Genomic DNA, 14,761 nt, shown 5'->3' on the forward strand with positions numbered 1-14,761 from the left:
CGATCTCGCCGACGACGTCACCGCGAGTCTGGATCTGGTGCGCTCCGGCCTGGCGCCGCTGGCCTGACGGCACCCCCGACCGAAGCCGTCACTGGTTTGCCGCGGCGTCCACGGCCGCCTCGATGAAGCGCCGCAGCACGGGGCCGTTGGCCCGCTTCACAAACGCCAACGCGACGGGAATGTCGGGCGCGCCCCGCAGCGCGACGAACCGCACGCCGGGGTGGATGTTGCGCCTGATCGCAACGTCGGGAATGACCCCGATGCCGCGGTCGGCCGCGACGGATTCGATCCACTCGTCGAAATTCGTTGTCTCGACTATGGTTTCCGGCCCATCCCCCGCCGGCCACGACCAGGGCCCGGTGGTACCACTGGCCGTGTTGACCACCAGCGGCCAGCGTGGCACCTCGGCCCAGTCCAGCTTCGCCCGCTTGGCCAGGGGCGAATGCACCGAACACACCGCCACCCGGGGCTCATCGAAAAGGTGCACGATTCGAACGGCGGTCGAGGTCACGTGGCCGCGCACCAGGGCGATGTCCACCCGGCCCTGCTGGACCGCCCCGAGCGCGTCGTCGGTGCGGATCAGGCTGACGGTGGTCCGGGTGGTCCGCTCGAACCGCGCGACGGTGTCCTGCGCCCACGGGTCGGGCAGCAGCCAGCTGAATCCGAGGCGGATGCTCGCTTGTTGCCGGACGGCGTCGACCCCACGCCCCAGCTCGGCCAGGACCCGCTCGACGTGACCGAGAAAGACCCGCCCGGCCGGGGTGGTCGCCACATGGCGCGAACTGCGGTCTAGCAGCGACGCTTCGAGCGCGTCTTCGAGCTGTTTGATGGTTCGGCTCAGCGCGGGCTGGGTGATGCTGAGCTCCTGCGCGGCCAGCGTGAACGATTCGAGGCGGGCCACCGCTTCGAACGCCCGGAGGTGACGCAACTCGACTCGCCCGGACTGCACCGCGTCCATGCTCGATGAGCATAGACCCTTCACACAAGGCATTTCACGCGGGATTCCCGAAGACCTAACGTCGGTTGCACTGGGAGCGCAATCCGCGCTGTTGTTCGCAGGAGGAAAAATGCCGCTGTTGTACATCGACCTCATCGAGGGTCGTACGCCCTCGGAGGTTCGTGCCCTGCTGGACGCGATCCACGACACGGTCGTCGAGGCGTTCGGCGTTCCGCCGCGGGATCGTTACCAGGTGGTGCATACCCACCCGGCACATGAAATCGTCACGCTGGACACCGGTCTGGGCATCGATCGGTCGTCTCGCCAGGTGATCTTGCACGTGGTAAGCCGACGGCGGCCGCGCGAGCTCAAGCAGAAGTTCTATGAACTGCTGGCGTCGCGCCTCGCCGACCGGTGCGGGCTCGACCCCGCCGACCTGATCGTCTCGGTCACCGAAAACGACGACGAGGACTGGTCTTTCGGCCACGGGAGGGCCCAGTTCCTCACCGGTGAGCTCAAGTGAGCGCCGCCACGGGGTTGCCGACACGCCTGACCGACCTGTTCGGGATCGAGCACCCGATCCTGCTCGCGCCGATGGCCCTGGTCTCCGGGGGCCGGCTGGCGGCGGCGGTGACACGGGCGGGCGGACTGGGGCTCATCGGTGGGGGCTATCCCGACGCCGAATGGCTGCAGACGCAGATCGACCGGGCCGCCGGCGCCCGGGTCGGATACGGGTTCATCACCTGGAGCCTGGCCCGTAATCCGGGGGTGCTCGACGTCGCGCTGGAAAGGGATCCGGCGGCCGTGATGCTGTCGTTCGGCGAGTTGGCGCCCTTCGCCGATCGCATCCATGCGGCCGGCGTTCCGCTGATCGCGCAGGTGCAGAACCTAGATCAGGCCCGTCGCGCGCTCGATGCCGGTGCGGAAGTCATCGTGGCGCAGGGCGGCGAGGCCGGCGGGCACGGCATGAGCGTGCGGTCGACCTTCACCCTGGTGCCCGAGGTCGTCGACTTCGTGGCGGACCGCTCTCCGGCCACGTTGGTGGCGGCCGCGGGTGGCGTCGGCGATGGCCGCGGATTGGCCGCCGCGCTCGCGTTGGGCGCCGACGGCGCCGTAGTCGGTACCCGGTTCTGGGCGACGCCGGAAGCGCTCGTCTCACCCCAAGCGCAGCGGCGCGCAGTGGCGGCCGGCGGTGACGACACCGTGCGCACCCGGGTCTACGACGTCGTGCGCCGCCTCGATTGGCCCACCGGATACACCGTGCGGGCCCTGAACAACGCCTTCCTGGACACCTGGCACGGCAACGAGGCCGAGCTGTCGGCGCGGCTGCCCGAAGCGATCGACGCCTACGAAAAAGCGGTAGCCGCAGAGGATTTCGATACCGCCGCCATCCTCACCGGCGAAGGGGTGGGGCGCGTCCGCGAGGTTCGGCCCGCCGCGGAGATCGTCACCGAGATGGTCGGTGACGCCAACCGCATCCTCAACCGCGACCCCGCGCCCTAGACAGCCGAGCGACGAGTCTGGTTTGCTCAGCTGGCTAGCTTGTTTCCGCCTTGTCTGCGCGGGCAGGAGTGCGCGATGGCCCGTATCAACGTCCCGGATGGCCCCGGCGGTGAAGCCGCCATGATCGACGACTGTGTCGCCGCATCCGCCGGTTGTCCGGGATACCCTGCGCGCCAACGCCTTTGCATCGACAAGTCCTGCGCCATCGACCTCTGATCACCCATCGGAAGGAACCCATGGACATCGCCACCGTTGACGAGCTGCTGAGCACCACACGGTCGGTCCGCAAACGCCTCGACCTGACCCGCCCGGTCGGTCGCGACGTGATCCTGGAGTGCATCCAGCTGGCGATGCAGGCGCCCACGGCGAGCAACACGCAAAACTGGCGCTGGCTGGTCATCACCGACGCGGACAAGCGCGCCGCGATCGCCGAGATCTACCGCAGCATCGGCGCCCAGTACCTGGCCTACGCGGCCGACAACGCGACCGACGCCCCAACGCAGCGGGTGTACCAGAGCGCGATGAGCCTGACCGAGACGCTGGCGGAGGTGCCCGTGCACGTCATCCCCTGCCTCACCGAGCGCATCGACACCGCGGAACCGGGCATCGCCGCGGCGGCCTGGGCATCCATCATCCCCGCGGGGTGGAGTTTTCTGCTGGCGCTGCGCTCGCGCGGGCTGGGATCGGTGTGGACGACGATGCATCTGTTCAAGGAGAAGGAGGTCGCCGAACTGCTCGGCATCCCGCCGACCGTCACGCAGGCGGCGCTGTTCCCCGTCGCCTACACGATCGGCACCGACTTCCGGCCGGCCAAGCGGCCGCCCGCGGAGACCATCACGTACTGGGACACCTGGGAACGGCCCGTCGGAGCCAGCTGATGCAGTCCTACACCGTGCGATTCCACGTCGATGCGCCGCCGCGCAAAGTGTGGCGGGTGCTGCATCCGCCGGCCCCACCGAACGCCCCGCGGCCGCGGGTGCTCGAGTGGCCCAACGGCAGCATGGAAATCCTCAACGAGGGCAACGAAGCCGGCGAGGGCCTGGTCCGGACCTGCATCTTCGAAGTGCCCAAATACCTGCTGTCCGGCGGTAGGGCGCGATCCTGGGAAACCGTGACCGAGGCCGAGCTCAACAAGCTGTCGCGCTACGTCGCCGTTGGCGCCCCGCTGTGGTCGCGGGCCGAGGGATATCACCGGCTCGAAGAGCAGCCGGACGGCACCACCGTGCTGACCTTCCACGAGACGTACCACGCCTACAACCCGGTGCTGCGCTTCTTTCTCGAACGCCCGGTGCACGCGAAGATCTCCCGCGACAACCTCGCGACCTACGAGCACGCGCTCGGCTACGCGGGCCGGGTCCGGCGGCTGGATTAGCCGTTCTTTGCCACTCCGCAGATTTCACAACGATATGAATTAGGTTGTCCGCCCCGGTACCCTCGATCTCTATGGGTGGAGTACCTGCTGCGGCGAGGGTGGTCGCTGCGAGTCTGATGGTCGCGGGCTGGGCCGCGTCCACGGTCGTCGCCAGCGCCGATCCGGACGAGACGCGGGGGCCGGCGCCCGGGCCGGCACCTTCGGCGTCGCCGTCGCCGGCCGCGTCCCCGGGGGCCTCGCCCGCGCCGGCGGAACCGAAGACGTCCATCGACAAGGACGGCATCTACGCGGTGGGTAGCGACATCGTGCCGGGCATATACAGCTCCGGGGGTCCCGTCGGCGACGGCACCTGCTACTGGAAGCGGACCGGCAACCCCGACGGCAACATCATCGACAACGCCATGTCCAAGAAGCCCCAGGTCGTGCAGATCGATCCGGGCGACAAAGCGTTCAAGACCTCGGGCTGCCAGCCCTGGCAGCTGACGCCGGACGCCGCGGTGCCGTCGAGCGCGCCGCCCGCGGGTGTGCAGGGCACGCTCGGCATCCTCAACAGCCTGCTGGGCGGGGGTGCCCAGCGGGCGCCGTCGGCCTCGCCGGCCCCCCAGGCCCCGGCGGCTTCACCCGCCTCGCCGGCCCCGCAAGCGCCGGCGGCTTCCCCCGCTTCGCCGGCCCCGCAGGGCGCGCATTCCTGATCGACCCTGATCGACCCTCGGCCCGTTCCGCGGCCGGGCCGTTTTCGTTACCGTGGCGCCGTGGCACCTTCGCAGCAGATTGTCGTCGTCGGCGCCGGCGTCAGCGGGCTGACGTCGGCCATCTGTTTGGCCGAGGCCGGCTGGCCGGTACGGGTATGGGCGGCCGCCACGCGCAAGCAGACGACCTCGGCGGTGGCCGGCGCCGTCTGGCTCCCCCCACGACCCGCCGATCGCGCAGCCGAGACGCTGGAGTGGACCGAGCGCTCGCTGCGGGTGTTCACCGATCTTGCCGACGATCCCGACTCCGGGGTCCAGCTGGCGCCGGCGCTGGCCGCCGGTGACCTGACCGCGACCGAGGCGATGTCATCGGCGGCGGCGGCGTTGATTCCCGACCTGCGGCCGGCCGACCCGGCCGATCTCCCCGAGGGCTCCCGCACCGGGTTTCGCGCGACCCTGCCCATGATCGACATGCCGCACTATCTCGACTACCTGACCCGACGGCTGGCGTCGGCCGGCGGCGAAATCGAGGAGCATCCCGTGCGGACGCTCGACGAGGCCGCCGACGCCGCCGAAATCGTCGTCAACTGCGCCGGGCTGGCCGCCGGCGCGCTGGTCGGCGACGACACCATGCAGCCATTGTTCGGCCAGCACGTGGTGCTCACCAATCCCGGTCTGCGGCAATTGTTTGTGGAAACCGACGGCGGCCCGGACTGGACCTGCTACTTCCCCCATCCGCAACGGGTGGTCTGCGGCGGCGTCAGCATCCCCGGGCGCTGGGACACCGCGGCCGACCCCGACGTGACGCAACGCATCCTGCGGCGCTGTCGCCGCGTCGAGCCGCGCCTGAACGACGCCGAGGTGATCGAGGTGATCACCGGCCTGCGTCCCGACCGTCCTTCGGTGCGGGTGGAAGCCGAGCCGCTGGGGCGGGCGCGGTGCATCCACAATTACGGGCACGGCGGCAACGGCGTCACCTTGTCCTGGGGTTGCGCGGGCGATGTGGTGAACCTGGCCAATGACGGCTAGCGCCGGGCGCCGGTACGCCGAATCACCAAGGACAGCAACCAACTAACGATCGACAGTACGATCGCGGCCCAGATCGCGGTCCACCAGAAGTGATCGATCTGCAATCCCCAGTGCGTGGTGTGCTCGGTGATCCGCGCGGTGATCCACAGCATCAGCGCATTGACGACGACATGGAACAGGCCGAGCGTCAGGATGTACAGCGGGATCGACAGGATCTGGACGATCGGCTTGATGAACGCGTTGACCAACCCGAAGATCACGGCGACCACGAAGATGATGCCGACGCGTTCCAGCTTCGTGTCCCCGCCCACGAAGCTAAGGCCGTGCACGAAAAGGGTGACGATCCACAGCGCCAGGCCGGTCAACGCGGCGCGCAACAGAAATGGGCCCATGGTCGCAAATCCTGCCACCCGTCGGGGCCGGGAGTAAGCGGCGCAGCTCAGTTCAGATTGTAGAAGCGCTGCGCGTTCAAGCCGCCGATCTTTTCCCGCGAGTCCTCACTGAGGTCGGTTCGCGTGCGCAGGTGTTTGGTGCTCTCCGGCCACTCACCGTCCCAGTGCGGGTAGTCGCTGGCGAACATGATGAAATCGTCGCCCAGCACGTCGATCACGCCGGGCAGGATCGGTTCCTCCGGCTCGCACGTCACCCAGATGTTGCCCGCGGCCAGATAGTCGTGCGGATCGCGGCGCCAGCCGCCCTTGACCCAGTCGCCGCGCTTTTCGTAATGCTCGTGCAGTCGGTCGATGAAGAACGGGACCCAGCCCGCGCCCGCCTCGAGGAAGGCGACCCGCAACTCGGGGTGGCGCTCGAAGACGCCGCCGGAGACCATCGCGGTCATCGCCGTCATCTGATCGAAGGGGAAGCTGATGCAGTGCACCTGAATGTAATTCGTGAAACGGTCCACACCGATCTTGGGCAGGTGAATGCCCGGGGCGCCGTGCACCCCCAACGGCATGCCGAGCTCGACGGCGGCGGCGTAGAACGGATCGAGGTCGGGGTGGTCGAGGTTGCGGCTCTTGAGCGCCGGCGGCACCAAGGTGGCAACCAGCCCGAGCTCTTTGGCCTCCGTCATGACGTCGACGGCGACGCGGCCGTGCTCGATCGGTGTGACGGCGACGCCGCGCAACCGGCCACCCGATGAGGCGCAGTAGTCCGCGATCCACTGGTTGTACAGCCTCGAGAATCCCGCAGCGAACTCCGGGTCCTCGAGGCTGGGCGCGCACAACCCCATGCTGGGATACAGCACCATCGTGTCGATGTGGTCGCGATCGGCGTCCCCCAGCACGCCCTCGGGTGAGCGGCAGTTGATGTCGGGCGCCCTACTGATCCCGTGTTCGGGCGGGCAACCCGCGCCCGGACCCGTGTCCTCGGGGTAGTTGCGGCCCTCGAGCGTCAATCCCGGCCGGCCGTCGGTGCTGGGCCTGACGTGCTGCGGCCATCGTTTGATCGCTTCGATTGCCAGCGAGGAATTCTCGGCCACGTGTCCGTCGGCGTCGATGATCCGCATGTATCCGGAACTTACTCTCGCGGTCCACATGGTGAAACAACTCGCGCCGGCGCGCTGGGTAAGCCACGATGCTGACGTGACCACACCACGCCCTCGTCAGAAGTTGACCGCCGATCAGCGAAACTCCTTCATCGCGGCGCTACTGGGCTGGACGATGGACGCCTTCGATTACTTCATCGTGGTGCTCGTCTACGCCGACATCGCCAAGACGTTCCATCACAGCAAGGCCGAGGTCGCGTTCGTCACCACGGCTACCCTCATCATGCGGCCCGTCGGCGCGCTGCTGTTCGGCCTCTGGGCCGACCGCGTCGGCAGGAGGCTGCCGCTGATGGTCGACGTGATGTTCTATTCCGTGGTCGGCTTCCTGTGCGCATTCGCCCCCAATTTCACCGTGCTGGTCATCCTGCGATTGCTGTATGGCATCGGCATGGGCGGCGAATGGGGGCTGGGCGCCGCGCTCGCCATGGAGAAGGTTCCCGTCGAGCGGCGCGGGTTCTTTTCCGGGCTGCTGCAGGAGGGGTACGCGTTCGGCTACCTGCTGGCCAGCGTCGCCTCGCTGGTGGTGATCGACTGGATCGGGCTGTCGTGGCGGTGGCTGTTCGGTCTGAGCATCGTCCCCGCGTTGATCAGCCTGGTCATCCGCTACCGCGTGGAGGAGTCCGAGGTGTGGGAAGCCGCCCAGGATCAGATGAAGCTCACCAGCACCCGGATCCGCGACGTGCTGCGCAGCGGCGCCATCATCCGTCGGTTCATCTACCTGGTGCTGCTGATGACGGCCTTCAACTGGATGAGCCACGGCACGCAGGACGTCTATCCCACCTTCCTGGGGGCGCACGCCAATCAGGGCGCCGGTCTGTCCAGCACGACGGTCAAGTGGATCGTGGTGGTCTACAACGTCGGCGCCATCATCGGGGGCCTGGTCTTCGGCACGCTGTCGCAGCGCTTCAGCCGCCGCTACACCGTCGTCTTCTGTGCGATCCTGGCGCTGCCCATCGTCCCGTTGTTCGCGTACTCGCGCAGCGCCGCGATGCTGTGCCTGGGTTCGTTTTTGATGCAGCTCTTCGTGCAGGGCGCGTGGGGCGTGATTCCCGCGCACCTCACCGAGATGTCGCCGGACGCCATCCGCGGCCTCTATCCCGGGGTGACCTATCAGCTGGGCAACCTGCTGGCGGCGTTCAACCTACCGATCCAGGAACGCCTCGCCGAATCGCACGGCTATCCGTTCGCGTTGGCGGCCACGATCGTGCCGGTGCTGATCGCGGTGGCGGGGCTGACGCTGATCGGAAAGGACGCCACCGGAATCCGGTTCGGCACCACCGAAAGCGCTTTCCTGGCAAGCGAAGTGACGTGAAGCTAGTCGCTGTTGTCCAGTAGGCGTCGCAGCAAGTGCATGGCCACCGTCGTCGAGCGCTCCCGGATATCCGAGCGGTTGCCGGGTAGCCGCAGTGTGCGGGTATCGGTCCGGCCGGCGGCCGTCACGCTGAAGCAGACTGTGCCCACCGGCTTTTCCTCGGTCCCCCCGCCCGGGCCCGCGATTCCGGTGATCGCGATCGCGGTGTCGGCGCCGAAGCGTTGCAACGCACCCGCGGCCATTGCCTCGGCCACCGGCTCGGACACCGCGCCGTGCGCGTCGATCAGCGCGGGGTCGACGCCGAGCAGCTCCACCTTCGCCTCGTTCGAGTAGGACACGACGCCGCCGGCCACGTAATCCGACGACCCGGGCCGGTCGGTCAGCCGCGCGGCCAGCAGGCCCGCGGTGCAGGACTCCGCCGTCGCGATTCGATGGCCGGCCAGCAGCTGGGCCACCAGATCGTCGACGCGCGAACCGTCCTCGGAGTACAGCTGATGCCCGTGCCGCTCGCGCAGCAGCTTGGTCAACTGCGCGTACGCGTCCGCGGCGTCCGGCTCGTAGCGGGTGACCATCTCGATCTCGCCGCGCCGCAGGCAGGTGGTGATCTCCAGTTGTTCGAAGCCGGGCACGGCCGTTTCGGCGTCACGCAGTGTTTCGGCCAGTCCCGACTCCGGCAGCCCGAACATGCGCAGCATCTCCTGCCGATAGACGGTCCGGCCGGCGATCGCCTCCTGCGCCGCGGGCGTCTCGATGGCGGTGTGCCACATCGGCTGCAGCTCGCGCGGCGGACCCGGGAGCACGATCACCGTCGGCTTGCCGGGCACCACGACGCCGGGAGCGGTCCCCACCGGGTCGAGCACCTGCGCCCCGGCCGGCACCATGGCCTGCTTGCGATTGGCTGCCCGCAGCGACTCGAAAGTGCCGGGATCCAAGGCGGATTGGAACGCGGGGTTGCGACCCATCAGCTTCTTGAGGATGTTGGCGATCTTCTCCTCGACCTCGGCGTCCAACACCAACTCGCGCTCGCAGAAGCGCGCGACCACCTCGACGGTCATGTCGTCGGCCGTCGGCCCCAGGCCCCCGCTGGTGACGATCAGGTCCACGCCCTGGTCGGCCAGGAACCTCAGCTGCGCTTCGATGTCGGCCGGCCGGTCGCCGCAGATGGTGATGTGGCCCAGCTCGACGCCCAGCTCTAAGAGGCGATCGGCGATCCAGGGGCCGTTCGCATCTTGAACCCGACCGGTCAGGACCTCGGTTCCGGTGACAACGATTCCTGCGCGTGTGCTCACCGCCCCGAGCCTACGCATCGGCTCCGAGGACGTTCGTCCGGAAGCCTAACGGCTCAGGTCGGTACAGCTAGCCCTCGGAAAGGTAACGCTCGACGGTGGCGACCTTCTGCGTCATCGCGTCGGTCGTCCCGGCGCGCCAGTCCGCCTTGATCACCGTGCTGACCCTGGGCGCCCGGGCGGCCACCGCCTCGACCGCACGCTGCACCACGGCCATGACCTCCGCCCAGGTTTCGCCTTCGATGACGGTGAACATCGCATCCGTCTTGTTGGGCAGCCCGGAATCGCGCACCACCCGAACCGCTTCGGCGACGATCTCACCGACCCCCTCGCCCACCCCCATCGGGGTGACGGAAAACGCGACGAGCACAGACATTCATCGAGCGTACCCAAGATCCGCGGGGCCGGTCTGGCACCATCGAGGCCCATGCGGGTGTTGGTGCAACGGGTTTCGTCGGCAACGGTCTCGGTGGACGGCGCGGTGGTGGGCGCGATCCGGCCGGCTGGTCAGGGCCTGTTGGCATTCGTCGGTGTCACCCACGGCGACGACGGCGACAAGGCGCGACGGCTCGCTGAGAAGCTCTGGCAGCTAAGGATTCTCACCGACGAACGCTCCGCGGCCGATGTCAACGCGCCCATCCTGGTCGTGAGTCAGTTCACGCTGTACGCCGACACCGCCAAGGGTCGCCGCCCGTCGTGGAACGCGGCCGCTCCAGGAGCGGTCGCCGAGCCGCTGGTGACGGAGTTCGCCGAGGCGTTACGGCGGTCGGGCGCCGAGGTGCAGACCGGGGTCTTCGGGGCGAACATGCAGGTCGAGTTGGTGAACGACGGTCCGGTGACGGTGCTCTTGGAGCTGTGAGCCCGCCCCCACGGGTACCGTGGACCCGGCGGCTTGTCGTCGCCGGCGCCGACGGGAGGGCAACCATGAGCACGTCACCCGAATTCGGGTCACTCCGTTCCGACGACGACAACTGGGACATCGTCAGCAGCGTGGGGTACACGGCGCTGCTCGTCGCGGGATGGCGAGCGCTGCACGCCGTGAGCCCGCGGCCGCTGGTGCGCGACGAATACGCGAAAGTCTTCATTGCCGCCTCGCATGACCCGTATCTGGCGAGCGTGCTTGCCAACCCCGGTACCTCCGACGACGAGACGGCCTTCCCGCGCCTCTACGGAGTCCAGACCCGCTTCTTCGACGACTTCTTCGAGGCCGCGGCAGCCGCGGGCATCCGGCAGGCGGTGATCGTAGCCGCCGGTCTGGATTCTCGGGCGTATCGGCTCCAATGGCCGCAGGACACAAGGGTTTTCGAGGTCGATCTCCCGAAAGTCCTCGAATTCAAGGCCCGCGTCCTCGGCGAACAGGGCGCGACCCCGAAAGCCCGTCGCGTCGAGGTCGCCGCCGATCTGCGCACCGACTGGTCACGGCCGTTGGAAGCGGCCGGGTTCGACGTGGAGACCCCGAGCGCCTGGTCGGTGGAGGGGCTGCTCCCCTACCTCACCGACGAGGCGCAACACGCGCTTTTCACCCGGATCAGCGGGCTCAGCGCGCCGGGCAGCCGGATCGCCATCGGCGCGCTGGGATCGCGACTGGACCACGACCAGCTCCACGCCCTGGAGGCGAGCCACCCCGGGGTGAATGTGTCCGGCAATGTGGACTTTTCGGCCCTGACCTATGAACCCCAGTCTGACCCCGCGGAGTGGCTCGCGGCCCACGATTGGGCCGTCGAACCCGTCCGCAACACGCTCGACCTACAGGCCGGCTACGGCATGACCCCGCCTGACGTCGACGTCAAGATCGACAGCTTCATGCGGTCCCAATACATCACGGCGACCCGCTGACCACCTAGGGTTTCAGCAGGATCTTCACGTCGTCGCCCGAACGCGACTCCGCCGTCGCGTAGCCCTTGGCCGCCTCGTCCAACGGCATTGTGGTGGTGAAGATCCCGTCGACGTCGAGCCGGCCCGACTGCAGCAACGGAATCAGTTCCGGCCAGGTGCGCTGCACAGGTGCGGTGGTGAACCGCACCGTCGTGCTGCGGATCAGGCAGCCCAGCGCGTTGAGGGGAAACGGATTCATGTCGTGCACGCCGACCACCGAGACTGTGCCGCCGGGCCGGACGGCGTTGATCGCCTCGGTCAGGGAGGCGTCCGTCGCGACGGCGTCGATCACCGCGTCGGCGCCACGGCCGCCGGTGGCGGCCAGGATCGCCTCGAGCGCGGGCGCCTGCACCGGCGTCGCGCCCCACTGGGCGGCCCGCTGTAGCCGGCCTTCGACCTGATCGACCGCGTAAACCGTTGCGGCACCTTGAAACAGCGCGCTGCGCAGCGAGCACAGGCCGACCGCGCCCAGGCCGATCACTGCCACCGTGCCGCCGAAGGGAATGTCGGCCCGCTGCGCCGCGGCCCAGCCGGTGGCCAGGTTGTCGGTGAGCAGCAGTGCCTGTTCGGTGCTGATGCCCTCGGGCATCTTCAGCAGCTGGAAATCCGCGGCGGGCACGGCGAGCAGGTCGGCCTGCGCGCCGCCGAGCACGCCGCCGCCGAAGATCTGAAATCCGGAGTGACACATCACCGGATCGCGGGTGGCGCAGCCCGCGCACGCGCCGCAACCGGTGACCGACGAGACCATCACCTGATCGCCGACCTTGACGTCGCGCACCTGCGGCCCGGCTTCCACGACGGTGCCGACCGCTTCGTGGCCGAGCGCGATCGGGTCGGGCATCGGAAAGTCGGCCTCATAGAAGTGCAGGTCGGATCCGCAGATGCCCGCGGCGCTCACCTCGACGACCGCTCCGTCGGGCCCCGGAAGTGCCGGATCGGGGCGGGTGTCCACCCGAATGCTGCGGGGCCCGTCGACGACTACGGTGCGCATATTGACGTGCTCACTTTCCCTGTCGCGCCGAATCTTTCGTTCGGACTACAAACTGTGACCAATCGGGCTCGCGCACCGCCGACCAGTATTCGTTGAGACGCCATGGGCTCACCGTGTGGATCTCCCCGTCGGCGTTCTTGAAATACGAATGCTTGACCGCCGGATGCGACCACACCATCTTCTTGATCTGGGTCTGCGTCCGCCGGTGCCAATCGGTGGCGGCCTCGGGTTTCGGTTCGAGCGAATGCACGCCGGTTTCGGCCAGTCGGGCCAGGCACTGGTCGATGTAACGCATTTGCAGCTCCGACTGAAATATGAGGCTGCCGCCATGGGCCAGATGAGTTCCCGGGCCGTAGACGATGAAGAAGTTCGGGAACTCCGGCACCGTGATGCCGAGGTAGGCGTATGGCCGGCTCCCCCACATCTCATGCAGATCGGTGCCGTTTCGGCCGGTGACCTTCAGCGGCCAGAGCACGTCGGTGTGCCGAAACCCGGTGGCGTACACGATGACGTCGACGTCATGAGCCACACCGTCGCCTGTGACGATGCCGTTTGGCGTAATCTTGTCGATGGGTGTGCGGACCAATTCGACGTTGTCGCGCTGCAGCGTTCGCAGCCAACTGCCGTTGTCCTGCAAGGTGCGTTTGCCGCAGGCGGGATAGTCCGGCATCACCTTGGCCAGCAACTCGGAATCCTCGCTCACCTGACTGGTGATCCACTGCGAGAACATCATCTGGGCGGCGGCGTTGATGTCGCTGACGGCGTGCTCCTGGTCGGCGTAACCCGGGTCACCCTCGGCCGCGTCGAGACCCTTGTCGGAGCCGGGCCAGAGCACCAGGAAGCGATACCACCTGCCGTAGAACGGAAGATGGCGCATCGCCCAGCGCACCCCGTCGCCGACCTCGTCGTGATACATCGGGTTCGGGAACATCCACTGCGCGGTCCGCTGAAACACGGTGAGGTGCTCCACGTCCTCGGCGATCGCGGGGGCGATCTGGAATCCGCTGGCGCCGGCGCCGACGAGCGCGACCCGCTTGCCGTTGAGATCTACCGAATGATCCCAGGCCGCCGAGTGAAATGACGGCCCCGCGAAGGTGTCCGCGCCGGCGAACTCGGGGATGTTCGGACGGTTCAGCTGCCCGACCGCGGTGATGAGCGCGCGGGCGCGCACGGTGGTCGCCCGACCGTCGGACGAGCGCAGCGAAACGCTCCACGCGCCGTCGTCGTCATTCCATTCGGCCGCGAGAACCTCGGTCCGCCAACGCACATGGTCTGCCAGGCCGTGTTTGTCGATGACCTTGGTGAAATAGTCTTGCAGCTCGTATTGCTCGGCGAAGAAATGCGTCCAGTCGTTGTTGGGCTCGAAGCTGTAGCAATAGAAATGGTTCGCCACATCCACGCGGGCGCCGGGATAGCTGTTCTCCCACCAGGTTCCGCCGGGGCCCGCGTTCTTCTCGATGATGGTGAACGGGATGTTGGCCTGCTTGAGGCGCACGCCGGCCAGGATGCCCGATTCGCCGCATCCCACGACCAGGACCGGAAGTTCGGCGGTGCGCTCGGCGGGCAATGTGGCGGGCCGGCGAGGGTCGACGCCGTCGAGGTCGAGCTCTTCGGAGATCAGCGACAAGTAGTCGTCGGGCACGTGTTCGCAAGCCGCCCAGTCCATCATCTCCCTGATGAGTTCGGGGCTCAGCGGCTGCGGTTCGGGGCAACCGCGGTCGCGATACTCGGTGATGACCGACAGCGCCTCGGCGCGCGCCCGCGCCTTGTCGTCCTCTGACATGAACCCCTGGACCTCGTTGAGAAAGATGCCCATCTGCTTGAAGTCGCGGATGAACCGTGGCTCGCCGGTGATGTGGACGAGCGAGAGCAACAGCGTGGGAATGCTGACATCCTCTAGCGCGGCGGCGATCTCGGGTGTGGATGTGGTGAAGGGATCGCCGGCGTAGCGGCTGCGCATCACGGGAGATCCTCTCGGTGGCTTCGTAGCCAATTACGCTACCCATAGTTTCGTAATTGGCAGCACTACGCTACCCGGTCGCTCGGCGCGGGATCAAGACGTTCGCAGCTCCGGATCGTCGCCGCTAGGGATCGTCGTCGTCCTCGTCCGCGAGGATTTCTTCGGGGTGATGGAAGGTGTTGGCCCGCGGTCGAGGTGTGGTGGTGGGATCCATTCGGTGTCGCCGTTGGCGCGTTTTTGGGTGGTCCAGCCCTTCTCGAG

15 protein-coding genes and 2 pseudogenes are annotated in these 14,761 nt (G+C 67.8%); 10 read left to right on the forward strand and 7 right to left on the reverse strand.

Features of this window, described 5'->3' with window-relative positions; all coding sequences use genetic code 11:
- Positions 1–88: 88 nt before the first annotated feature.
- Entirely contained in the window at positions 89–958 is an 870-nt protein-coding gene (locus tag A9W96_RS05110; protein ID WP_067023917.1) for a LysR family transcriptional regulator, read from the reverse strand.
- A 109-nt stretch (positions 959–1,067) separates the two neighbouring features.
- On the opposite strand from A9W96_RS05110, the gene A9W96_RS05115 reads away from it, so the two are divergent.
- From A9W96_RS05115 to A9W96_RS05140, 7 genes and pseudogenes are all read left to right on the forward strand, one after another.
- Positions 1,068–1,460: a tautomerase family protein gene (locus A9W96_RS05115; RefSeq protein ID WP_066863303.1), complete on the forward strand. Its 393-nt coding sequence runs from the start codon at positions 1,068–1,070 to the stop codon at positions 1,458–1,460.
- Positions 1,457–2,440 carry a nitronate monooxygenase family protein gene (locus A9W96_RS05120; RefSeq protein WP_082972050.1) on the forward strand — a complete coding sequence of 328 codons (984 nt, stop codon included), beginning with the start codon at positions 1,457–1,459 and terminating at the stop codon, positions 2,438–2,440. Before A9W96_RS05115 ends, A9W96_RS05120 begins: the two co-directional genes overlap by 4 nt.
- A gap of 75 nt (positions 2,441–2,515) precedes the next feature.
- Complete coding sequence (locus A9W96_RS31200) at positions 2,516–2,656, forward strand: hypothetical protein (protein WP_156765120.1); 141 nt, start codon at positions 2,516–2,518, stop codon at positions 2,654–2,656.
- Between the two features lie 20 nt (positions 2,657–2,676).
- On the forward strand, positions 2,677–3,318 hold the full coding sequence (locus A9W96_RS05125) for a nitroreductase family protein (RefSeq protein ID WP_067138251.1): 642 nt from the start codon (positions 2,677–2,679) through the stop codon (positions 3,316–3,318).
- The gene (locus A9W96_RS05130) at positions 3,318–3,812 is read left to right on the forward strand and encodes an SRPBCC family protein (RefSeq protein WP_066863309.1); all 495 of its coding nucleotides are present in this window, start codon (positions 3,318–3,320) and stop codon (positions 3,810–3,812) included. Before A9W96_RS05125 ends, A9W96_RS05130 begins: the two co-directional genes overlap by 1 nt.
- Before the next feature lie 38 nt (positions 3,813–3,850).
- Positions 3,851–4,402 (forward strand): annotated as a pseudogene (locus tag A9W96_RS32020) (hypothetical protein); the annotation flags it as partial.
- A gap of 162 nt (positions 4,403–4,564) precedes the next feature.
- Positions 4,565–5,530: an FAD-dependent oxidoreductase gene (locus A9W96_RS05140; RefSeq protein ID WP_066876666.1), complete on the forward strand. Its 966-nt coding sequence runs from the start codon at positions 4,565–4,567 to the stop codon at positions 5,528–5,530.
- Here the strand turns inward: A9W96_RS05140 and A9W96_RS05145 are convergent.
- Positions 5,527–5,922 carry a phage holin family protein gene (locus A9W96_RS05145; protein ID WP_066876664.1) on the reverse strand — a complete coding sequence of 132 codons (396 nt, stop codon included), beginning with the start codon at positions 5,920–5,922 and terminating at the stop codon, positions 5,527–5,529. The two genes, A9W96_RS05140 and A9W96_RS05145, sit on opposite strands and share 4 nt — an antisense overlap.
- 47 nt (positions 5,923–5,969) lie before the next feature.
- Positions 5,970–7,037 (reverse strand): amidohydrolase family protein, encoded by a 1,068-nt coding sequence (locus A9W96_RS05150; protein ID WP_066863317.1) that lies wholly within the window; start codon positions 7,035–7,037, stop codon positions 5,970–5,972.
- On the opposite strand from A9W96_RS05150, the gene A9W96_RS05155 reads away from it, so the two are divergent.
- The gene (locus A9W96_RS05155) at positions 7,036–8,388 is read left to right on the forward strand and encodes a sialate:H+ symport family MFS transporter (protein WP_369806976.1); all 1,353 of its coding nucleotides are present in this window, start codon (positions 7,036–7,038) and stop codon (positions 8,386–8,388) included. The two genes, A9W96_RS05150 and A9W96_RS05155, sit on opposite strands and share 2 nt — an antisense overlap.
- Positions 8,389–8,390: 2 nt before the next feature.
- Here A9W96_RS05155 and A9W96_RS05160 read toward each other — a convergent pair whose 3' ends face one another.
- The gene (locus A9W96_RS05160) at positions 8,391–9,695 is read right to left on the reverse strand and encodes a competence/damage-inducible protein A (protein ID WP_066863324.1); all 1,305 of its coding nucleotides are present in this window, start codon (positions 9,693–9,695) and stop codon (positions 8,391–8,393) included.
- 49 nt (positions 9,696–9,744) lie between these two features.
- Positions 9,745–10,050 (reverse strand): MTH1187 family thiamine-binding protein, encoded by a 306-nt coding sequence (locus tag A9W96_RS05165; protein WP_066863327.1) that lies wholly within the window; start codon positions 10,048–10,050, stop codon positions 9,745–9,747.
- A gap of 51 nt (positions 10,051–10,101) precedes the next feature.
- Between A9W96_RS05165 and dtd the strand changes: the two genes are divergently transcribed.
- Both dtd and A9W96_RS05175 read left to right on the forward strand, forming a co-directional pair.
- Positions 10,102–10,533, forward strand: coding sequence for a D-aminoacyl-tRNA deacylase (dtd, locus tag A9W96_RS05170; RefSeq protein WP_066876658.1), 432 nt, complete (start codon positions 10,102–10,104; stop codon positions 10,531–10,533).
- Between the two features lie 65 nt (positions 10,534–10,598).
- Positions 10,599–11,510, forward strand: a complete 912-nt coding sequence (locus tag A9W96_RS05175; RefSeq protein ID WP_067138253.1) for an SAM-dependent methyltransferase — start codon at positions 10,599–10,601, stop codon at positions 11,508–11,510.
- Here the strand turns inward: A9W96_RS05175 and A9W96_RS05180 are convergent.
- A pseudogene (locus A9W96_RS05180) lies at positions 11,421–12,540 on the reverse strand (alcohol dehydrogenase catalytic domain-containing protein). The gene A9W96_RS05175 and the pseudogene A9W96_RS05180 overlap by 90 nt on opposite strands.
- Positions 12,541–12,550: 10 nt before the next feature.
- Positions 12,551–14,500 carry an NAD(P)/FAD-dependent oxidoreductase gene (locus tag A9W96_RS05185; RefSeq protein WP_067138255.1) on the reverse strand — a complete coding sequence of 650 codons (1,950 nt, stop codon included), beginning with the start codon at positions 14,498–14,500 and terminating at the stop codon, positions 12,551–12,553.
- Positions 14,501–14,761 lie beyond the last annotated feature (261 nt).

The organism is Mycobacterium sp. 1245852.3, assembly GCF_001669335.1.
GTDB lineage: Bacteria > Actinomycetota > Actinomycetes > Mycobacteriales > Mycobacteriaceae > Mycobacterium > Mycobacterium europaeum_A.